17 protein-coding genes are annotated in these 19,458 nt (G+C 70.3%); 5 read left to right on the forward strand and 12 right to left on the reverse strand.

Features of this window, described 5'->3' with window-relative positions:
* Nucleotides 1-17: 17 nt before the first annotated feature.
* Together ilvD and ABD798_RS30620 are read left to right on the forward strand one after the other, a co-directional pair.
* Nucleotides 18-1,865 (forward strand): dihydroxy-acid dehydratase, encoded by a 1,848-nt coding sequence (gene ilvD / locus ABD798_RS30615; RefSeq protein WP_344882499.1) that lies wholly within the window; start codon nucleotides 18-20, stop codon nucleotides 1,863-1,865.
* A 366-nt stretch (nucleotides 1,866-2,231) separates the two neighbouring features.
* Nucleotides 2,232-2,657 carry a type II toxin-antitoxin system PemK/MazF family toxin gene (locus tag ABD798_RS30620; RefSeq protein ID WP_344882502.1) on the forward strand — a complete coding sequence of 142 codons (426 nt, stop codon included), beginning with the start codon at nucleotides 2,232-2,234 and terminating at the stop codon, nucleotides 2,655-2,657.
* Between the two features lie 39 nt (nucleotides 2,658-2,696).
* Here ABD798_RS30620 and ABD798_RS30625 read toward each other — a convergent pair whose 3' ends face one another.
* From ABD798_RS30625 to ABD798_RS30635, 3 genes are all read right to left on the reverse strand, one after another.
* Nucleotides 2,697-3,272, reverse strand: a complete 576-nt coding sequence (locus tag ABD798_RS30625) for a DoxX family protein (protein WP_344882505.1) — start codon at nucleotides 3,270-3,272, stop codon at nucleotides 2,697-2,699.
* A 72-nt stretch (nucleotides 3,273-3,344) separates the two neighbouring features.
* Nucleotides 3,345-5,993 (reverse strand): lectin, encoded by a 2,649-nt coding sequence (locus ABD798_RS30630; protein ID WP_344882508.1) that lies wholly within the window; start codon nucleotides 5,991-5,993, stop codon nucleotides 3,345-3,347.
* A 92-nt stretch (nucleotides 5,994-6,085) separates the two neighbouring features.
* Nucleotides 6,086-7,003 carry a 2-hydroxyacid dehydrogenase gene (locus tag ABD798_RS30635; RefSeq protein WP_344882510.1) on the reverse strand — a complete coding sequence of 306 codons (918 nt, stop codon included), beginning with the start codon at nucleotides 7,001-7,003 and terminating at the stop codon, nucleotides 6,086-6,088.
* A 54-nt stretch (nucleotides 7,004-7,057) separates the two neighbouring features.
* Between ABD798_RS30635 and ABD798_RS30640 the strand changes: the two genes are divergently transcribed.
* A complete protein-coding gene (locus ABD798_RS30640) occupies nucleotides 7,058-7,960 on the forward strand; it encodes an alpha/beta fold hydrolase (protein ID WP_344882512.1) in 903 nt (300 codons plus the stop codon).
* Nucleotides 7,957-9,132 carry a PQQ-dependent sugar dehydrogenase gene (locus ABD798_RS30645; RefSeq protein ID WP_344882516.1) on the forward strand — a complete coding sequence of 392 codons (1,176 nt, stop codon included), beginning with the start codon at nucleotides 7,957-7,959 and terminating at the stop codon, nucleotides 9,130-9,132. Before ABD798_RS30640 ends, ABD798_RS30645 begins: the two co-directional genes overlap by 4 nt.
* A gap of 157 nt (nucleotides 9,133-9,289) precedes the next feature.
* Here the strand turns inward: ABD798_RS30645 and ABD798_RS30650 are convergent, their stop codons facing one another.
* From ABD798_RS30650 to gatC, 6 genes are all read right to left on the reverse strand, one after another.
* Nucleotides 9,290-10,288, reverse strand: a complete 999-nt coding sequence (locus ABD798_RS30650; RefSeq protein WP_344882519.1) for a YdcF family protein — start codon at nucleotides 10,286-10,288, stop codon at nucleotides 9,290-9,292.
* A gap of 19 nt (nucleotides 10,289-10,307) precedes the next feature.
* Complete coding sequence (locus tag ABD798_RS30655; RefSeq protein WP_344882522.1) at nucleotides 10,308-11,123, reverse strand: hypothetical protein; 816 nt, start codon at nucleotides 11,121-11,123, stop codon at nucleotides 10,308-10,310.
* Nucleotides 11,124-11,215: 92 nt separating this feature from the next.
* A complete protein-coding gene (gatB, locus tag ABD798_RS30660) occupies nucleotides 11,216-12,724 on the reverse strand; it encodes an Asp-tRNA(Asn)/Glu-tRNA(Gln) amidotransferase subunit GatB (RefSeq protein ID WP_344882525.1) in 1,509 nt (502 codons plus the stop codon).
* On the reverse strand, nucleotides 12,711-12,980 hold the full coding sequence (locus tag ABD798_RS30665; protein WP_344882528.1) for a hypothetical protein: 270 nt from the start codon (nucleotides 12,978-12,980) through the stop codon (nucleotides 12,711-12,713). Before ABD798_RS30665 ends, gatB begins: the two co-directional genes overlap by 14 nt.
* A complete protein-coding gene (gene gatA, locus ABD798_RS30670) occupies nucleotides 12,977-14,515 on the reverse strand; it encodes an Asp-tRNA(Asn)/Glu-tRNA(Gln) amidotransferase subunit GatA (RefSeq protein WP_344882531.1) in 1,539 nt (512 codons plus the stop codon). The genes ABD798_RS30665 and gatA overlap by 4 nt, the downstream gene beginning before the upstream one ends.
* Nucleotides 14,515-14,814, reverse strand: coding sequence for an Asp-tRNA(Asn)/Glu-tRNA(Gln) amidotransferase subunit GatC (gatC, locus tag ABD798_RS30675; protein ID WP_344882535.1), 300 nt, complete (start codon nucleotides 14,812-14,814; stop codon nucleotides 14,515-14,517). Before gatC ends, gatA begins: the two co-directional genes overlap by 1 nt.
* 256 nt (nucleotides 14,815-15,070) lie before the next feature.
* On the opposite strand from gatC, the gene ABD798_RS30680 reads away from it, so the two are divergent.
* A complete protein-coding gene (locus tag ABD798_RS30680; RefSeq protein ID WP_344882538.1) occupies nucleotides 15,071-15,724 on the forward strand; it encodes an ACT domain-containing protein in 654 nt (217 codons plus the stop codon).
* A gap of 13 nt (nucleotides 15,725-15,737) precedes the next feature.
* Here the strand turns inward: ABD798_RS30680 and ligA are convergent, their stop codons facing one another.
* From ligA to ABD798_RS30695, 3 genes are read right to left on the reverse strand one after another with little or no spacing between them, the layout of a single operon-like run.
* Entirely contained in the window at nucleotides 15,738-17,828 is a 2,091-nt protein-coding gene (gene ligA / locus ABD798_RS30685) for an NAD-dependent DNA ligase LigA (protein ID WP_344882540.1), read from the reverse strand.
* 15 nt (nucleotides 17,829-17,843) lie between these two features.
* Nucleotides 17,844-18,509: a CBS domain-containing protein gene (locus ABD798_RS30690; protein WP_425549298.1), complete on the reverse strand. Its 666-nt coding sequence runs from the start codon at nucleotides 18,507-18,509 to the stop codon at nucleotides 17,844-17,846.
* Nucleotides 18,510-18,555: 46 nt separating this feature from the next.
* On the reverse strand, nucleotides 18,556-19,443 hold the full coding sequence (locus ABD798_RS30695) for a LysR family transcriptional regulator (protein WP_344882546.1): 888 nt from the start codon (nucleotides 19,441-19,443) through the stop codon (nucleotides 18,556-18,558).
* Nucleotides 19,444-19,458 lie beyond the last annotated feature (15 nt).

Below are 19,458 nucleotides of genomic sequence, written 5' to 3' on the forward strand. Positions count from 1 at the left end.
CGTTGTAAGGAGGGGCCGTGCCCCCGCTGCGTTCCCGAATCACCACCCACGGTCGCAATGCCGCGGGCGCCCGCTCGCTGTGGCGCGCCACCGGCATGACCGACTCCGACTTCGGCAAGCCGATCGTGGCGATCGCCAACTCCTACACCCAGTTCGTGCCGGGCCACGTGCACCTCAAGGACATGGGCGAGCTCGTCGCGGGCGCGGTGCGCGAGGCCGGCGGGGTGGCGCGCGAGTTCCACACCATCGCCGTGGACGACGGCATCGCCATGGGGCACAGCGGAATGCTCTACTCGCTGCCCTCGCGCGAGGTCATCGCCGACGCCGTCGAGTACATGGTGCAGGGCCACCAGGCAGACGCGCTGGTGTGCATCTCCAACTGCGACAAGATCACCCCGGGCATGCTGATGGCCGCGATGCGGCTGAACATCCCCGCGGTCTTCGTGTCCGGCGGGCCGATGGAGGCGGGCAAGGCCGTCGTCGTCGCGGGCGTCGCGCAGGCCCCGACCGACCTGATCACCGCGATCGCCGCCTCCGCGAGCGCGGCCGTTGACGAGGCCGGACTGTCCGAAGTGGAGCGTTCGGCCTGTCCGACGTGCGGCTCCTGCTCCGGCATGTTCACCGCGAACTCGATGAACTGCCTGACCGAGGCGCTCGGGCTCTCCCTGCCGGGCAACGGTTCCACGCTGGCGACGCACTCCGCGCGGCGCGATCTGTTCCTGCGCGCGGGAACCACGATCGTCGAGCTGGCGAAGCGCTGGTACGAGCAGGACGACGAGAGCGCGCTCCCGCGCAACATCGCCAACCGCAAGGCGTTCGAGAACGCCATGGCGCTGGACGTGGCGATGGGCGGCTCCACCAACACGGTGCTGCACATCCTCGCCGCCGCGCAGGAGGGGCAGATCGACTTCACGCTCTCCGACATCGACGCGATCAGCCGCCGCGTCCCGTGCCTGTCCAAGGTGTCGCCGAACTCCGACTACCACATGGAGGACGTGCACCGGGCAGGCGGAATCCCGGCGATCCTCGGCGAGCTGAACCGCGCCGGGCTGCTGAACCGCGACGTGCACTCGGTGCACACGCCCACTTTGGAGCAGTGGCTTGCCGAGTGGGACATCCGCGCGGAGTCGCCATCGGCCGAGGCCGTCGAGCTGTTCCACGCCGCGCCCGGCGGAGTCCGCACCACGAAGGCGTTCTCCACGTCGAACCGTTGGTCCTCTTTGGACACTGACGCCGCAGGCGGCTGCATCCGCGACTTCGAGCACAAGTACACCGCCGACGGCGGGCTCGCGGTGCTGTACGGCAACCTCGCCGAGGAGGGCGCGGTGATCAAGACCGCGGGCATCGACGAGGAGCTGTGGCACTTCCAGGGCCCCGCGCGCGTCGTGGAGAGCCAGGAGCAGGCCGTCTCGGCGATCTTGAAGAAGGAGGTGCAGGCGGGCGAGGTGATCGTGGTCCGCTACGAGGGCCCCTCCGGCGGTCCCGGCATGCAGGAGATGTTGCACCCCACCGCTTTCCTCAAGGGCTCCGGCCTCGGCAAGCTCTGCGCGTTGATCACCGACGGCCGGTTCTCCGGTGGCTCCTCCGGCATCTCCGTCGGCCACGTCTCCCCCGAGGCGGCCGACGGCGGCTTGATCGGCTTGGTGCAGGACGGCGACCAGATCCTGCTCGACGTGCACTCGCGCAAACTGGAGCTGCTCGTGGACGCCGACGTGCTCGCCGAGCGCAGGGCCAAGATGGAGGCCAGCGAGCGCCCGTGGCAGCCCGTCGACCGGCAGCGCGAGGTCTCCACGGCGCTCAAGGCCTACGCCAAGCTCGCCACCTCCGCCTCCACCGGCGCCGTCCGCGACGTCAACCGCGTCTGACCCCACCGCCGTGGTTGTGCGCTGAATGACTCATTGGGGTACTTGAGCGCCCCCAATGACTCCTTCAGGACGCTCAACTCCCCCAATGGCCCGTTGAGGGAGTTGAGCGCCCCCAATGAGTCATTCAGCTACCTCAACGCACCAAACGAGTCATTGGCTGGTGTCGCTGAAGCCCTGAACGACCCGTTTGGTGCGTTGAGCGCACTGAACGGGTCGTTCAGCTCCTTCAACGCACTGAACGGGCCGTTGGCGTGGTCCGCGGCGTGCTGAATGACTCATTGAGGTGGTTGAACGTGCTGAAGGAGTCATTCAGCACGTGTCCGGCGCGGTGAACGGGGGGCTCGGGGTGGGCGGTAGGTTGCGCGGATGCTTGGTGATCAACAGCAGGTGAAGCGGGTGCGCGAGGTGCCGACGAGGGCGCGCGCGACGGATCTGGTCTACGCACCGGACCTGGACGGCCAGGCCGATCCGGGCGAGGTCGTGTGGACGTGGGTGCCGTTCGAGGAGGACCCGTCCAAGGGCAAGGACCGCCCGCTGCTCGTGGTGGGCCGCGACGGCTCGATGCTGCACGCGATGATGCTGTCCAGCCAGGTGCCGGACCACCACGAGGAGCAGGACTGGCTGGAGCTCGGCGAAGGCGCGTGGGACCGCTCCGGGCGGGCGTCCTACCTGCGGCTGGACCGGCTCTTCGAGCTGGGCGAGGACGACATCCGCCGCGAGGGCGCGGTGCTGGAGGCCGACCGCTTCACCCGCGTGGCGATCGCGCTGCGCAAGCGCTACGGCTGGCGCTGAGGACCGTGGTGGGCCCCGGCGTGACCGGGGCCCATCGGGTCAGGTGCGGAAGACCAGCTGCATGAGCAGGGTGGCGGCCACGGCGATGGCGAGGCAGCCGACGCCGACGCCGAGCGGTCTGCGGGACCAGAAGAAGCCGGTGTCCAGGCCGAGGCGGCCGGGGCCGGTGAGCACGACGCCCGCGGCCATCGCGCCGAGCACGAGGTCGAACTCGAAGCCCGCCGCCTGCTGGCCGAGGAAGAATCCCCCGCCCCACTTCAGGATCACCACGTTGATCATGACGGCGAGCAGGCCTGCGGCGGCCAGCGGGGTGAACAGGCCGATCACCACGAGCGCGCCGCCGACCAGTTCGGTCAGGCCGGTCAACCACGCCAGCAGGGTCGTCTGGGTGAACCCCTTGCTCTGCAGGAACTGCGCGAACCCGGTGATGCCGGGACCGCCGAACGCGCCGAAGATCTTCTGCGCGCCGTGCGCGATGAAGGTGCCGCCCAGCGCGAAGCGCAGCACCAGCTGCCCGAAGTCCGCCCCCGCCGTCCAGGTGAACGGACGGATCTCGCCGGACTTGCCGCTGCTGGTGGAGCTGGGACCGAACGCCGACTCTCCGTTAGTGCTCACAGCGCACAACGCTAGGTGATCAGCGCGTCCGGGGCGACCGCTTCGGGAGGGATGTCGCCCCGGACTTGTCCCCTAGGGGACGCGCCAGATCTGGGCGCCGCTGCCGTTGCAGTCGAAGATCTGCAGCTGCGTGCCGTTGGTGGTGGTGCTGTTGGGCACGTCGAGGCAGCGGCCGGACATGGGGCTCACCAGGCCGCCGCCCGCCTTCGGCCACCACTGTTGCGCCGAAGTGCCGTTGCACTGCCACAGCTGGATCTTCGTGCCGTTGGCGGTGCCGCTGTTGCTGACGTCGAGGCACTTGCCGAGTGCGCGGACGCTGCCGTCGGAGGCGAAGGTCCACTGCTGCGCGGTGCCCGTGTTGCAGTCCCAAAGCTGGACCTTGGTGCCGTCAGCGGTTGCGCCCTGGTTGACGTCGACGCACTTCGCGGCGAGTCCGGTGATCGCGCCGGTACGCGGTTGCGCGGGACCCACGTCGAAGGACGGTGGAGCGTCAGCCGCCGCGGCGCCCCAAGCGGTGTTAGGGCTGGCACCAAGGACGTAGTCGAGCGTGCCGCCGTTGCGGACCATGTCCTCGCTGACCCACGGCTTCGTCGAGGTCTGACCGTTGACGCGGAGGCGCTGCACGTACTTGTTGGCGTCACTGGCCTGCGGCGCGGTGATCTTGATAGTGACGCCGTTGCCGCGCGTGATCGTGGTTTCCGGGAACAGCGGGCTTGCCAGGACAAGCTCACTGCGCCCCGGTGCCTCGGGATACAAGCCCAGTGCGGCCCAGACTCCCCAGGACGCCATCTGCCCTAGGTCGTCGTTGCCGACGTAGCCGTCCGGCGCGGGCTTGAAGATGCTTGTAAGCGCACGACGAACGATGTCCTGTGTCTTATAAGGCGCTCCGGCGTACGCGTATGCCCACGGAGTGTTCAGCGTGGGTTCGTTGCCCAAGTACGCGTAGGGCTTCTTCGGCCCCGCGTTGAGCTCGGTGAAGAACGTGTCCAACCGCGACAGCACGGCCGCGTCGCCGCCCATGGCGTCGAAGAGCCCACGGTGGTTGTAGGGCACCATCCACGAGTACTGCGCACCGTTGCCCTCGACGTACTCGTTCTCCTGTGTCGGCGAGAACGCGGGCCACGTGCCGTCGCCGTTGCGGGGCTGAATGGTCCTGATGCCGGAGTTCAGCAGACTGCGCCAGTTCTGCGCTCTACGAAGAAAGAGCTCGTGCGTGGCGTTGTCGCCGACGCGCGCGGCGAACTGCGAGACGGCGAAGTCCGCGCTCGTGTACTCCAGTGTGGTCGACGCGGTCCCCCACACTCCGCCGGTGCCAGCGGGGATGTAGCTCTGCCCGTCGTACTGGACGTGCCCTGGGCGCTGTCGCGGATCACGACTACCGGTGACCATGCGCTGCAACGCGTCCGCTGTGTTGAAGTTCGTGCCGCCGAACGCGTGGATGCTCGCGACGATGATGGACATCGGATCGCCGTTCATCACGCCGGTGCCACCGTTGGCCACGGTCCACCTGTCGAAGTAGCCGCCCTGCGTCGCCTGGTTCACCGCGGACTGCGCGATGTCCGAAGCCTCCTTGGGCGCCAGCAACGCGACGAGCTGCACCTGTGATCGGTAGACGTCCCAGCCGGAGAACGTGGCGTACTGCGCGCGGCCCGCCGGGAGCTTGTGAACGCGCCGGTCAAAGCCGACGTAGCTGCCGTCCACGTCGCTGAACACGTTGGGGTGCAACAACGAGTGATACAGGTTCGTGTAGAGCCTGCTGCGCTGCATGTCCGTGCCGCCGGTGACCGAGATCCTGCCGAGCAGTTCGTTCCACGTCGCCCTCGTGCCGTCGCGGACCTGCTCGAAGGTGCGCGTGCCCTGCTCCGCGACGAGGTTGGCCTTCGCGCCTTCAAGGCTCACGTAAGAGATACCGATGCGCGCGGTCACGTTCGAGGACGCGAAGGACACCAAGGCCTTTGCCGCCGGAGCATCCTTTGTGGACTCCGCACGCCTGAGACTGCGGTCGACGGTGTTGTCCTTGCTGACGATCCCCGACTGCGCGAACGGTTGGTCGAACTCCGCGTGGAAGTACAGGCGGTACCTGTTGCCCGCGCCGCAGAAACCACCACTGTCGGTGAAGCCGGTCAGCGTGTTCGTTCCGATGGTGATCGCACCGGAAGCGGGGTTGAAGCCACGCGCCGCGTCGGCGGTCAGCGAGGCGCGTTGGCCCGCCGGGTAGCTGAAGCGCGCGATTCCGGAGCGCTGCGTCACGGCGAGGTCGGCGCGGATGCCGTTGTCGAAGCGCACGCCGTAGGTGCCCGGCGACGCGCTCTCGTTGGCGTGGGAGAACGTGTGGTGCTCAACGGGCTGATCGCCGAGCACCGGCAGGAACGGGACGTTGCCGTGGTCGCTGCACCCCGGACCGGAGATGTGGGTGAGGCTGAACCCGCGGATGCGGTTGTCCTCGTAGTGGTAGCCGCCGTGCTGGTGCGTCACGGTGTCCGGACTCCACTTGAGCATGCCGAACGGGGCGTCCGCGCCGGGGAACGTGTTGCCCGCGCCGCCACCGTGCCCGAAATCGGGGCCGCCGGGCTTGGTGCCGACGAAGGTGTTCACGTACTGCGCGGGGTCATTGATCGCTCGCGCCGCTGTTGGCGCGGCTGTGGCCTGGACGCCGCCGACCAGCAGTGAGCCGACTGCGACGAGAACAAGGGGCAGACGAGCTAATCGGGGGCCGCCCATGTCGTACTCCTCGATGCAGGGGCTGACAACGTTGTCAGCCCCTGCATCCTCCCAAGGACTCCGCGCCGCTTTCTAGGCCAGAACCGGTGAACTCAGTAGGCGCCACGGATGACGTTGTCGGGCTCCTTGCCCGCGGCGAACTGCGCGATCTGTCGCGCCGCGATGCCCCACGCCCGCTTCTCGCGCACTGTCACACTGCCCGCGACGTGCGGGGTCAGCACGAGGTTCTTCGCCGTCCACAGTGGATGGCCGGACGGCAGCGGTTCCGGGTCGGTGACGTCCAGCGCCGCGCGCAGGCGGCCGGAGTTCAGCTCCGCGACAAGGGCTTCGGTGTGCACCACGGGGCCGCGCGCGGCGTTGACCAGGATCGCGCCGTCGCGCATGCGGGACAGGAACTCCGCGTCGACCATGTGCCTCGTCGCGTCGGTCATCGGCACGACCATGATCACCGCATCGTGCTCGCCGAGCAGGTCGGGTAGTTCATCGACGCCGTGCACGCCCTCGCGCGCCTTGGTGCCAACGAGCGTGGTGGTCGCGTCGAAGGCGTCGAAGCGGCGACGCAGCTGCTCGCCGAGGTCACCGGCGCCGACGACGAGCATTCGCTTGTCCTGCATGGTGTCCGTGACGTGGAAGTCCCACTCGCCCGCGCGCCGCGCCGCATCGAAGGTCGGCAGATCGCGGTAGATCGACAGCAGCGCGGCGAAGACCCACTCCGCGGTGCTGCCGCCGTGCGCGCCACGGCAGTTCGACAGCAGCACGTTCTCGGGCAGGCGCCCCAGCCACGCCTCGGCGCCCGCGGTCAGCAGCTGCACGAGCCCGAGCTTGGGCATCTGCTCCATGGCGGCGACGAGCCTGCCGACGGAGAGGAACGGTGGGACGAGGACGTCCGCCTCGGCCAGCTGGCCGGGATCGGAGAGGTCCAGCACCACGGCGCGCACTCCGTCCACAGTGGACAGAGCGGCGAGTCCGTGGTCATCGGGAACGAGCACGGTCAGCGTCACGGGGCGCACGTTACCCGCACCGGTGCCTGCGTCCCGCCGAGAAGTGCGGCACACTTCGTCTCGATGGAAGAGCGGTGGGTGTCCGGCACGGACGGCACGAAGATCAGGGCGTGGAGCTCGGGACGCGCGAGCCCGCCGGTGCTGCTGTGCGCGGGACTGGGCACTCCCGTCGAGGCGTGGCCGTCGCTCACCGGGCCGGACGCGTCGGTGCGGGTGCACGGTTGGCACTATCGCGGCACCTTCGACTCAGAGCGCCCTGCCGACGAGGAGCGCATCCAGCTCGCCGACCACGTCGGTGACGCGCTGGCCGTCCTCGACGACGCGGGAGTCCGGCGCTGCGTCGTCGTCGGCTGGTCCCTCGGTGTCACCGTGGCGACCGAACTGGCGCGTCTGCACCCGGAGCGCGTTGCCGGGGTGATGCTGATCGGCGGAGCGCCCGGCGCGTTCTTCGACGACGTGCTCGGAGTGCTCGGTCTGCCGAAGCCGTTGAGCCGCGTGCTCGCGCGCGGTGGGACGCAGGCGCTGCGCTGGGCAGGACCGCTGCTCGATGCCGTGGCGCACCGGCTCCCCGCGCACCTGCTGCCGGGCAACGAAGCGTTCCGCGTGTCGGCGCAGCGGTTCCTCCAGCACGACTGGCGGTGGTACTGGACGCTCGCGCTCGCGCTGGGCGACACCGGCAGGCAGGACCTGCGCGCGCTGTCGTGCCCGGTCACTGTGCTCGCGGGACGCTACGACCTGCTGGCCGACCCGCGCGGGAGCTGGTCCGCGACCGGGCCGTTGCCCCAGGCACGGCTTCGCGAACTGCCGTGCAGTCACTTCGTGCCCTTGGAGGCGCCGAAGGTGCTCGCCGACGAGCTCGACCTGCTGGTGGAGCGCGCCGAGGCAGTGCGTGACGCACTTGATTACGCCGATCCTCGCCCACTCACCCCGCGTTCACCGGAGTCCGCCTACCCTGGACGACCGTGACCACCCTGCGCAGCCGGAACTTTCGTACAGCACTGCTGGCCGCCTTCTCGGCGTTCGGCCTGCTGGCGTCGGGCTGCGCGAGCTTTCCCGAGCAGCCGAGCACGCAGTGGACCCCGCGACCGCACCTCGAACCGCAGGCCGGGCCGAACCCGCAGATGCCCGGTGGCGGTGGGCAGCAGCAGAAGCCACCGCGCCAGGGTCCCGGTGGACCGCCGAAGCCGCCGGAGGGCTGCAAGGACTACAGCTCCTCGGTGATGGCGACCTGCCTCGACCAGGTCTCCGCCGTGGCCGTGCTGCCGGACGGCAAGACCGCCTACGTCGCCGAGCGGACCACCGGCCGCGTGCTGCGCACCGTGGAGGGCACGCAGGACACCGTGCTCGTCGCCCAGATCGACGTGGACACCGCCGGTGACGGTGGGCTGACCGGGCTCGCGCTGTCCCCGTCCTTCCGCGAGGACAACCTGATCTACGCCTACATCACGACCAGCAGCGACAACCGCGTGGTGCGCATCGCGCCGAAGGACTCGGCCAAGCCCGTGCTGACCGGGATTCCGCGCGGGTCCAGCAACAACGCGGGCGCGCTGACCCGCGACCGCAACGGCGCGCTGCTCGTGGCGACCGGCAACGCGGGCAACGCGGCGGCCTCCAACGACCCGAAGTCCCTCGCGGGCAAGCTCCTGCGCATCGACGCGGCGGGCAAGCCCGCCAAGGGCAACCCCACCGCCGACACGGCTGTCGTGGCGTCGGGGCTGTACTCCCCCGGCGGCATCTGCACCTCGATGACCGGCCAGCTGACGTGGGTCACCGACAGGCAGCCCGACCGCGACGTCGCCTACAAGTTCTCCCTCGGCAAGCCGCTCGGTTCCCCCGCGTGGAGCTGGCCGGACAAGCCCGGCGTCGCGGGCTGCGCGGCCTACCCCGACCTGCTGTCGGTGAACCTGGAGAAGGGCGAGGCCATGTTCGACCTCACCCTCGGGCCGACCGGCGCGTTCACCGGCCAGCCCGTCACCAGGGAGAAGGGTACCTACGGCAGGCTGCGCGGCGGCGATCTCACCCCGGACGGCGCGGCGCTGTGGGTCGGCACCACGAACAAGAACGGCGGCAAGACGGTCTCCAGCGACGACCGCGCGGTGATCATCATCCGGCAGAGCGGCGGCAACGGCGTCGACTAGCTCCTGCAAGCGGTTGCGCTGTGCATCCCGGTCACGGTGTCGCCGGGGGTTGGGGTGTCTTCAAGACCAGCAAACCCCCCTGTTGATCATCGTTAACCGCCCCCAACCCCGCGGTTTTTTGGGGAGCTGTCGTTGAAGACGGCTGGGGTGCGGGCGGTCAGAAGCGGAGTGCCAGGAGGCCGAAGAAGGAGCAGAGCGCGCACAGGGCGGCGTTCTTGAGCTTGTGGTCGACCAGGATCGCGACGAACTCGCGCAGGAAGGCGCTGGGCCAGAAGTACTTCGCGGTCGGCGCTCCGACGACGTGCCCGACCACCCCTGCCCGCCGGGCGAAGGCCGCCGCGCGGAGCACGTGGTAGCTGCTGGTGATCACCACGCAGCGGTGGCCGGGCAAGCGCTCCGCCATGATCTCCTCGCTGAACACGAGGTTCTGCAACGTGGTCCGCGACTTCTCCTCCAGCACGACGCGCTCCGGCGGCACACCGCCCGCGATCAGGTAGTCGGCCATCGCGCGTGCCTCGGACACGTCCGCGTCGGGACCGAAACCGCCGGAGACGATGATCGTGGCGTCGGGCAGAGCCGAAGCCGCCTCACGTGCCTTGTCGAGCCGCCCAGCGAGCTGAGCGGGCACCGAATCGCCCTCCAACCCCGCGCCCAGGACCACGATGAAGTCGGCGTGACCGCGATGGCCGATGCGCACGTACAGCAGCGAGTACAGCAGGAAGCAGCCGAAGACGAAGGCGATGTAGCCGAGCCCGCCCACGGTCGCTCCGACGACGCTGCGGAACAACGGGTTCTTCACGGTCAGCGCGAAGGCGGCCGCCACGGTGACGAGGAGAATCCCGATGCCCAGCAACAGGGAGAGCAGGTTCGCCAGCCGCCACCCCTCGCGCCACAGCATGACCACGCCGTTGAGCATCAGCAGGACCGAGAGCCCGAGGATCAGCAGCGGGCTGACCAGCAGGACGGGGATCACCAGGGCGCGCGCCGTCTCCGGGGAGGAGATCGCCGCCGACGCCGCGAGGAAGCCCAGCGAGATCACCAGGTAGACGCCGTTGCGCAGCCGCCTGCGATCGACGGCCAGGCCCACCAGGAACGCGAGGAACCACAGCGCCGACAGGACGTAGCTGGCCGTCGCGATCCCGCCGTACTTGCCCATGCCCGGACGGTAGTTGATCTCAGGAGGTGGTCGCGCTCTCCGATCGGGTCCGCTCCACCATCAGGAACAGCAGCACGAGGCCGAGCACCGTGCCGCCGAGCACCTTCGCCAGCTCGGTGAAGCCCTCCAGCACGGACATCCCCGCGCTGAGCGGAGTGCCGCCGAGCAACACGACCATGCTCCACAGGCCCAGCCCGAACATGGCGCCGCTGCCCAGCCACGCCACCGAGAGCGGTCCCCAGCCGGTGCGGCCGCGCGCGAGCACCTGCACGCCGATCGCTCCGGCCAGCGCGAAAACGTTGAGATCAACAACAGCGACCGCGACCGCGAGCACCGACCCCAGGTTCGCCAGCACGATCTGAAGGTCCCGCGTGGGCGTCGGAGGGTGTTGTCCCGCAACGAAGAGCGGCGCCCACCGAGCACGCGCGTAGAACACGAAAGCGACCGCGAGCAGCACGCCCTGGAGGCTGAAGCCGGAGTAGACGACGCCGTACACCCACGGCTGCACAGGCCCAGAAGAGCCAGCGCCACCCAATGCGGACAACGGCGCCATCACCGCGATGGGGACCAGCAGCCCGGTGGCGACCCACATCGGGAAGACCACCGCCCACGCGGGCAGCCGCATCCCCCACGAGTGGGTCAGCACGAGCGCGACGACGATCGCGACGGCGTCCATCGCGGCGGTGACGGCGTTGAGCGCGAGCATGCTCGGCTCGCGCAGCACGGAGGGGTCGGAGAAGCCGATCCCGCTGCCGGTCAGCCACAGCAGCTTCAGCGTGAGGTACGGGACCGCGCACAGCACGGCCGCGTAGCCGATGACGAACCTCGTCTTCATGCGCTCCAGCATCGGAGCACGGGCGCGCCAAGAGATCCCGCACAAGAGCGGGCCGCCTCCCCCTCAAGAGGGAGAAGCGGCCCGAACTCACACTACTTGCAGCGCTCCAGGACGAGCTCGCGCACGCGCTTGGCGTCGGCCTGGCCCTTGGTGGCCTTCATGACCGCGCCGACGACCGCGCCCGCGGCCTGCACCTTGCCGCTGCGGATCTTCTCCGCGACGTCCGGCTGCGCGGCCAGGGCCTCGTCGACCGCGGCCAGCAGCGCGGAGTCGTCGGAGACGACCTTCAGCCCGCGCGCGGCGACGACCTCCTCCGGCTCGCCCTCTCCGGCCAGCACGCCGTCGACGACCTGGCGGGCCAGCTTGTTGGTGAGCGTGCCGTCGGCGACCAGCGCGATCACCTTCGCCACCTGGGCGGGCGTGATCGGCAGCGCGTCCAGCTCGACACCGCGCGAGTTGGCCTGCTGCGCCAGGTAGGAGACCCACCACGAGCGCGCCGCGTCGGACTCGGCTCCAGCGTCCACAGTGGACACGATCAGGTCGAGCGCGCCCGCGCTGACCAGGTCGCGCAGCTCCAGGTCGGAGAGGTTCCACTCGGCCTGCACGCGCTTGCGGCGCTCCCACGGCAGCTCGGGCAGCGTGGTGCGCAGCTGCTCGACCCACTCGGTGGACGGCGCGACCGGCACCAGGTCGGGCTCCGGGAAGTACCGGTAGTCCTCGGCGGTCTCCTTGCGGCGCCCGGCGGAGGTGGCCCCGGTGGACTCGTCGAAGTGCCGCGTCTCCTGGACGATCTCGCCGCCGTCGACCAGGATCGCCGCGTGCCGGCGCATCTCGTAGCTCACCGCGCGCTCGACGCTGCGCAGCGAGTTGACGTTCTTGGTCTCGGTGCGCGTGCCGAAGACGCTGGCGCCCTTGGGCATCAGCGACACGTTGGCGTCGCAGCGCAGCGAACCCTGGTCCATCCGCACGTCCGAGACGTCCAGCGCGCGGAGCAGGTCGCGCAGCGCGCCGACGTAGGCCTTGGCGATCTCCGGGGCGCGCGCGCCGGTACCGGTGATCGGCTTGGTGACGATCTCGATCAGCGGAACGCCCGCGCGGTTGTAGTCCAGCAGCGAGTAGTCCGCGCCGTGGATGCGCCCGGTGGCGCCACCGACGTGCAGCGACTTGCCGGTGTCCTCCTCCATGTGCGCGCGCTCGATCTCCACGCGGAAGACCGCGCCGTCCTCCAGCACCACGTCGAGGTGGCCGTTGAAGGCGATCGGCTCGTCGTACTGGGAGGTCTGGAAGTTCTTCGGCTGGTCCGGGTAGAAGTAGTTCTTCCGCGCGAACCGGCACCACCGCGCGATCTCGCAGTTGAGCGCGAGGCCGATGCGGATCGCCGACTCCACGCCCTTGCCGTTGACCACCGGCAGCGAGCCCGGCAGGCCCAGGCAGGTCGGGCACACCTGGGTGTTGGGCTCGGCGCCGAAGGTGGTGGGGCAGCCGCAGAACATCTTGGTGTTGGTGTGCAGCTCGACGTGCACTTCGAGACCGAGCACCGGGTCGAAGCGCTCAAGGACCTCGACGTAGTCCATCAGGTCCGCGATATCAGTCGTCGTCATCGCCGTCGTTCTCCCAGTCGGCAAGCATGTCCCGCTTGAGCAGCTCGATCTGCAGCATCATCGAGCCGAGCATTTCCTCGTCGTTGATCCCGGACGTCCTGCGCGTGCACCAGGTCATCTGTCCGTTGGGGTCCATGCACTTGACCACGGTCAGCGCCTCGACCGGGGTCCAGCCCTTCGGCAGGGGGAACAGCTCGACCCCGTGCAGCACCTCGCCGACGGCCTTGCGGACCGCGCCGTCCTCGCCCTCGGTCATCGCACCGGCTCGAGCCGCGGCGCGGAGTTCATCAGCGGCCCGCCGCGCGCGACCTCGTAGGCGGCGGCGACCCGGTACATCCGGTCGTCGGCCAGCGCCGGGGCCATGATCTGCAGGCCGACGGGGAGGCCGTCCTCCTCCGCGACGCCGCACGGCACGCTCATGGCCGCGTTGCCCGCGAGGTTGGACGGGATGGTGCACAGGTCGGCCAGGTACATCGCCATCGGGTCGTCCACCCGCTCGCCGATCTTGAACGCGGTGGTCGGGGTCGTCGGCGAGACCAGCACGTCGACCTGCTGGAAGGCGGACTCGAAGTCGCGGGTGATCAGCGTGCGGACCTTCTGCGCCGAGCCGTAGTAGGCGTCGTAGTAGCCCGAGGACAGCGCGTAGGTGCCGATCATGATGCGGCGCTTGACCTCCGGGCCGAAACCGGCCTCGCGGGTCAGCGCCATGACCTCCTCGGCGCTGTGCGCGCCGTCGTCCTCGACCCGCAGGCCGTAGCGCATCGCGTCGAAGCGGGCCAGGTTCGAGGAGGCCTCGCTCGGCGCGATCAGGTAGTAGGCGGGCAGCGCGTAGGCGAAGTTCGGGCAGGGGACCTCGACGATCTCCGCGCCCAGCGCCCGCAGCTGCTCCACGGCCAGCTCGAAGGCGCCGATGACGCCGGGCTGGTAGCCCTCGCCGCGGAACTCCGGGACGACGCCGACGCGCACGCCGGTCAGGTCGGCCTTGGCGCCCTCGCGCGCGGCCGCGACCACGGCGGGCACGGGAGCGTTGATGGAGGTGGAGTCCAGCGGGTCGTAGCCGCCGATGACCTCGTGCAGCAGCGCCGCGTCCAGGACGGTGCGCGCGCACGGGCCCGCCTGGTCCAGCGAGGAGGAGAAGGCCACCAGGCCGTAGCGCGAGACGCCGCCGTAGGTGGGCTTCACGCCGACCGTGCCGGTGACCGCGCCGGGCTGGCGGATCGAGCCGCCGGTGTCGGTGCCGATGGACAGCGGGGCCTGGAACGCGGCCAGCGCCGCCGAGCTGCCGCCGCCGGAGCCGCCGGGGATCCGGTGCAGGTCCCACGGGTTGCGGGTCGGGCCGTACGCGGAGTTCTCGGTGGAGGAGCCCATCGCGAACTCGTCCATGTTGGTCTTGCCCAGGATGATCACCCCGGCCTCGCGCAGGCGGCGGGTGACCGTGGCGTCGTACGGCGGGATCCAGCCCTCGAGGATCTTGGAGCCGCAGGTGGTCGGGATGCCCTTGGTGGTGAAGACGTCCTTGAGCGCCAGCGGCACACCGGCCAGCGGCGACGCGGGGGCCTTCCCGGCCTCCAGCGCGGCGTCGACCTCGGCGGCGGCGGCCAGCGCGCCCTCGGTGTCCACGTGCAGGAAGGCGTTGACGTCGGCGTCGGTGGCGCCGATCTGGTCCAGGTGCGCCCGGGTCACGGCGACCGAGGTGGTCTCGCGCGAGTGGATCTTCGCGGCCAGCTCCGCCGCGGTGAGCCTCGTCAGCGCCGGGTCCACTGCTCCAGCCCGCAAGCGACTGTCGCTCATCACGCCTCCTCGCCGAGGATCCGGGGCACCCGGAACCGGCCGTCTTCGGACTTGGGGGCGCCCGCGAGCGCCTGCTCCTGGGTCAGGCCCGGCCGGACGACGTCCTCGCGGAAGACGTTGGTCAACGGCACGGCGTGCGAGGTCGGCGGGATCTCCGCACCGGCCACCTCGCCGACGCGGGCAACCGACTGCAGGATGACGTCGAGCTGACCTGCGAAGGTGTCCAGCTCGGCTTCGGTGACCGAGAGCCTGGCGAGCTTCGCGAGGCCGGCCACCTCCTCGCGCGAAATTGCGGGCACTTGATCGACCCCTCGGTGCGGCGTGGTGCGGGTACGTGTGACCGACCGAGTGTATGGCGCGGCACCTCCGGCTTCCGAACCGGTTACCGGGCGGCGTTGTCGGGGGTCACTGGTAGAACTGGGGACGTTAAGAACGTGCTTCCGTCCGGAGAACAGTGGCCGTGGACGGTGGCGCCCGCCGGGTGTTCTGCCACAATCGGCGGCCGACAGCGGCGCGCGGACGCCGACCCTTGCAGCTCAGGAGGCGTTGGAGCCGGTGTCATTCCTGATCCGGGTACAGCTTCCCGATCGCCCAGGCACGCTCGGCGCCGTCGCGTCGGCCCTGGGTGAGATCGGCGCGGACATCCTCAGCGTGGACGTGGTGGAACGCTCACCCGGCGTGGCCGTCGACGACCTGGTGGTGGAGCTGCCCTCCGGCAGGCTGCCGGACGTGCTGATCACCGCGGCGGAGTCCGTCGAGGGCGTCGAGGTGGACGCGGTCCGGCCCTACGCCGGTGTGCTCGACACCCACCGCGAGCTGGAGCTCGTCGAGGAGGTGGCCGCCGAGCCGCTCAAGGGCGTCGCGGTGTTCACCGAGGGCGTTCCCCGGATCATCCGCGCCGGTTGGGCCGTGGTGGCCCGCCGGAGCCCCGGTGGCGTGGAGCGGCTCGCGGCCTCCACCGCGGCCCCGGAGACGCGCGCGGTCGAACTGCCCTGGCTGCCGTTGGCGAAGGCCCGCATCCTCGACGGCGAGGAGGAGTGGGTTCCCGAGACCTGGCGCGAACTGGGCACCGAGCTGGCCGCCACCCCCCTGGGCAACCCCGACCGGGTGCTCCTCGTCGGCCGCCCAGGAGGCCCCATGTTCCGCGCCGCCGAGGTCGCCCGCCTGGCGCACCTGGCGGGCATCGTCTCGGTGGTCCTCCCCGACTGAGCGGCCCGCGCGCTCAGGCGGGGTCGCTGAACTGGGCGATCTTGGCGGCGGCTTCCGGCCCTTCGGCGAGGAGGGTGGTGAAGCCGGGTTCGTCCAGGACGGGGACCTTGAGGTCGAGTGCCTTCTGGTGCTTGGAGCCGGGGTTGTCGCCGACCACCACGAAGGAGGTCTTCTTGGAGACCGCGCTCGCGGCCCGGCCACCGCGCGCCATGATCGCTTCCTTGGCCTCGTCGCGGGAGTAGCCGGTCATGGTGCCGGTGACCACGATCGACATGCCTTCGAGGGTCCTGGGCACGGACTCGTCGCGCTCGTCCTCCATGCGCACGCCCGCCGCGCGCCACTTGTCCACCAGTTCGCGGTGCCAGTCGACCTGGAACCACTCGTGCGCGGACTTGGCGATGCGCGGGCCGACGCCGTCGACGGCGGCCAGCTTCTCCTCCTCCGCCGACGCGATGGCCTCCAGAGAGCCGAACTCGCGGGCGAGCGCCTGCGCGGCGGTGGGGCCGACGTGCCGGATCGACAGCGCCACGATGACCTTCCACAGTGGACGGTCCTTGACGGTGTCGAGGTTCTCCAGCAGGTTCTCGCCGTTCTTGGACAGCACGCCCTTGTCCGTGCGGAACAGCTCGACCCGGAGCAGCTTCTCGGCGTCGAGGTCGAAGACGTCGCCCTCGTCGGCGATCACCCCGGACTCCAGCAGCGCGGTCGCGGCCTTGTACCCGAGCACCTCGATGTCGAACGCGCCGCGCCCGGCCAGGTGGAACAGCCGTTCCCGCAGCTGAGCCGGGCAGCTGCGCTGGTTGGGGCAACGGATGTCGACATCGCCCTCCTTCTGGTGCGCCAGCTCCGTCGCGCACTCCGGGCAGTGGGTCGGCATCACGAACTCGCGCTCGGAGCCGTCGCGCGCGTCCACGACCGGGCCGAGCACCTCCGGGATCACGTCGCCCGCCTTGCGGATCACCACGCGGTCGCCGATGAGCACGCCCTTGCGCCGGACCTCGTCGGCGTTGTGCAGCGTGGCCATCGCGACGGTGGACCCGGCGACCTTGACCGGCTCCATCACCGCGTACGGCGTGACCCGGCCGGTGCGGCCGACGTTGACCCGGATGTCGATGAGCTCGGTGGTGGCCTCCTCCGGCGGGTACTTGAAGGCGATGGCCCAGCGCGGCGCGCGCGAGGTGCTGCCGAGCCTGCGTTGCAGCGGCACCTCGTCGACCTTGATCACCACGCCGTCGATCTCGTGCTCGGCGTCGTGCCGGTGCTCGCCCCAGTGGTCGATGTGCGCGAGCAGTTCGTCCACAGTGGACAGAACCTTGGTGTGCCGTGACACCGGCAGGCCCCACGCCTTCAGCGCCGCGTAGGACTCCGACTGCCGCGCGGGTTCGAAGCCCCCGCGCTTGCCGAGGCCGTGCGAGATCATCCGCAGCGACCTGCTCCCGGTGACGCGCGGGTCCTTCTGCCGCAACGATCCCGCCGCCGCGTTGCGCGGGTTGGCGAAGGGCGGCTTCTCGGCGGCGACCTGACCGGCGTTGAGCGCCTCGAAGTCCTCCAGGGTGAAGAACACCTCGCCGCGCACCTCCACCAGCTCCGGCACGGGGAACTCGTCGGTCCCGGTGAGCTGCGAAGGGATGTCGCGCAGTGTCCGCAGGTTGAGCGTCACGTCCTCGCCGGTGCGCCCGTCACCCCTGGTCAGACCCCTGGTGAGGCGGCCGTTCTCGTACAGCAGGTTGACCGCGAGCCCGTCGATCTTCAGCTCGCACAGGTAGTGCGCGCCGTCGCCGACCTCCTTCTCCACCCGCTCCACCCACGCGCGCACGTCGTCGTGGTCGAAGGCGTTGTCGAGGCTGAGCATCCGCTCCAGGTGGTCGACGGCGTTGAACTCGGTGACGAACTCCGTGCCGACGCGTTGGGTCGGCGAGTCCGGTGTGACCAGCGACGGGTGCTCGGCTTCGAGCGCCTGGAGCTCCTGGAACAACGCGTCGAACTCACCGTCGGAGATCGTCGGCGTCTTGAAGTAGTACCGGAACTGGTGCTCGGAGATCTCCTGAGCGAGCACCGAGTGGCGCTCTCGCACGTCGTTCGGAACATCATCGGCGCTGGTCACGCGTGCAGCGTAACCTCAGCCGCCTGCCAGCCGGTCCAGTTCGCGCACCAGGTCGCGGAACTCCAGTAACCCGATCGAGTCATCCGGTTCGGTCTCCGCCGTCTCCACCCGGCCGAGCCGGTCCGCCGCGAGCCGTTCGCCGAGCGTGGCGTCCAGCGGCAGGAAGGTCATCGCGGCCTTGGCGGCGTCGTCCAGCTCGGCCAGCCTCGGGTGGTAGACCTCCACGTCGACCACGCCCGCGTCCTCGTCGACCCGCGCCGAAACGCGGACCTGGCCGAGCGCGAGCCGGTGCGCGCCGAGGTTCACCGTCACCTGCGTCGGATCGGGCACCGCGGGCACGGCGTCGTGGTACTCCCACAGCGCGCTCGACGGAGGCGCGGCGGCCAGCCACGCGTCGGTGTAGGGGCGCAGCGCGGGATCGCCCTGAGCGCTGACCACGAGCGCGTACACGGACTCGTGGCCGCGCTCGATGGTGAAGTGCAGGTCGGGGTGCAGCGCGGTGACGGTGTCGCACAGCAGCGGCTCGACCTTGCGCGGTTCACGCTCGCCGAGCGCGGAGCTGAGCACGGGCAGCAGCTCGTCCCACCGCTGCCAGAAGGCGGCGGCGAGCGCGGCGTGATCGGGTTCCTCGGCTCGGCGACGCAGGAACTTCACATGCACCCCATTCTTGTCGCCGATCATGTTGCACTGCCGGAGGTGGTTTCGTCACCTCGCCGTAGTGAGCAGGTCACGGCGTGGAGCGAACCGCGACCGCGAGCAACGTCGCCGCGTGACCGCCGAGCGTGCGCCCGGACGGCCACACCGCGCGCAGCGAACGGCGGAGGTCCAGGCCGTCGACCGGGATTTCGACGAGCCTGCCGTCAGCGAGGTCCGACTGCACGGCGAGCACGCTCAGCACGGCGGGTCCCGCGCCGCTCATCACCGCGCTGCGCACGGCCGTCGTCGAGCCGAGTTCGAGCAACGGCTGCACAGCGCCGATCGCGCGCTCCAAAGTGTCACGCGTGCCGGAGCCGGGCTCGCGCACGACGAGCGGGGTCGCGGCCAGCTCGGCAGCGGTCAGCGGGCGCCGCCTGCGCGACCACGCGTGGTGCGGTGCGACGACCACGGCGAGCCGGTCGGTGGCCACACGGCGGGAGTTCAGGCCAGGCGGCACGGTCGGCGACTCGATGAAGCCGATCGCGACTTCGGCCTTGCGCACCAGGTCAGCGACGGTGCCGGAGTTCGTGACCTGAAGCCCGACGTAGAGGTCGTCCGCGCCGCGCCGCAGCTCCGCGATCCAGCCGGGCGCGAGGTGCTCGGCAACGGTCATGCTCGCGGCGACGCGCAGCTCAGCGTCCTGTTCGCCGCGCAGCGCCTCGGCTCCGGCCAGCAGCACGTCCAGCTCGTCGAGCACGCGCCGCGCCCAGTCGCTCACCACGCGCCCCGCCGTGGTGAGACTGGAGCCGCCGGGGCCGCGCTCGACCAGCTCCAGGCGCAGTCGGCGCTCCAAAGTGGACATCCGCTTGCTCGCCGAGGGCTGGCTGATCTCCAAGGCGCGGGCCGCGCGGCCGAGGCTGCCCAGCTCGCCGACCAGGACGAGCAGTCGGAGCGACTCGACGTCCGGCGGCTGACTCATAGCTCAAGGGTATGA

The organism is Allokutzneria multivorans (assembly GCF_039537405.1).
Lineage (GTDB): Bacteria > Actinomycetota > Actinomycetes > Mycobacteriales > Pseudonocardiaceae > Allokutzneria > Allokutzneria multivorans.

What these genes read in the sequence shown, in the direction of transcription:
- ABD798_RS30665 (WP_344882528.1), bottom strand. Translation starts at nt 12,980, where the DNA reads ATGACCGAGGGCGAGGACGGCGCGGTCCGCAAGGCCGTCGGCGAGGTG.
- gatB (WP_344882525.1), bottom strand. Translation starts at nt 12,724, where the DNA reads ATGACGACGACTGATATCGCGGACCTGATGGACTACGTCGAGGTCCTT.
- ABD798_RS30690 (WP_425549298.1), bottom strand. Translation starts at nt 18,509, where the DNA reads ATGATCGGCGACAAGAATGGGGTGCATGTGAAGTTCCTGCGTCGCCGA.
- ABD798_RS30650 (WP_344882519.1), bottom strand. Translation starts at nt 10,288, where the DNA reads ATGGGCAAGTACGGCGGGATCGCGACGGCCAGCTACGTCCTGTCGGCG.
- ABD798_RS30630 (WP_344882508.1), bottom strand. Translation starts at nt 5,993, where the DNA reads ATGGGCGGCCCCCGATTAGCTCGTCTGCCCCTTGTTCTCGTCGCAGTC.
- ABD798_RS30655 (WP_344882522.1), bottom strand. Translation starts at nt 11,123, where the DNA reads ATGAAGACGAGGTTCGTCATCGGCTACGCGGCCGTGCTGTGCGCGGTC.
- gatA (WP_344882531.1), bottom strand. Translation starts at nt 14,515, where the DNA reads ATGAGCGACAGTCGCTTGCGGGCTGGAGCAGTGGACCCGGCGCTGACG.
- ABD798_RS30695 (WP_344882546.1), bottom strand. Translation starts at nt 19,443, where the DNA reads ATGAGTCAGCCGCCGGACGTCGAGTCGCTCCGACTGCTCGTCCTGGTC.
- ABD798_RS30640 (WP_344882512.1), top strand. Translation starts at nt 7,058, where the DNA reads ATGGAAGAGCGGTGGGTGTCCGGCACGGACGGCACGAAGATCAGGGCG.
- ABD798_RS30620 (WP_344882502.1), top strand. Translation starts at nt 2,232, where the DNA reads ATGCTTGGTGATCAACAGCAGGTGAAGCGGGTGCGCGAGGTGCCGACG.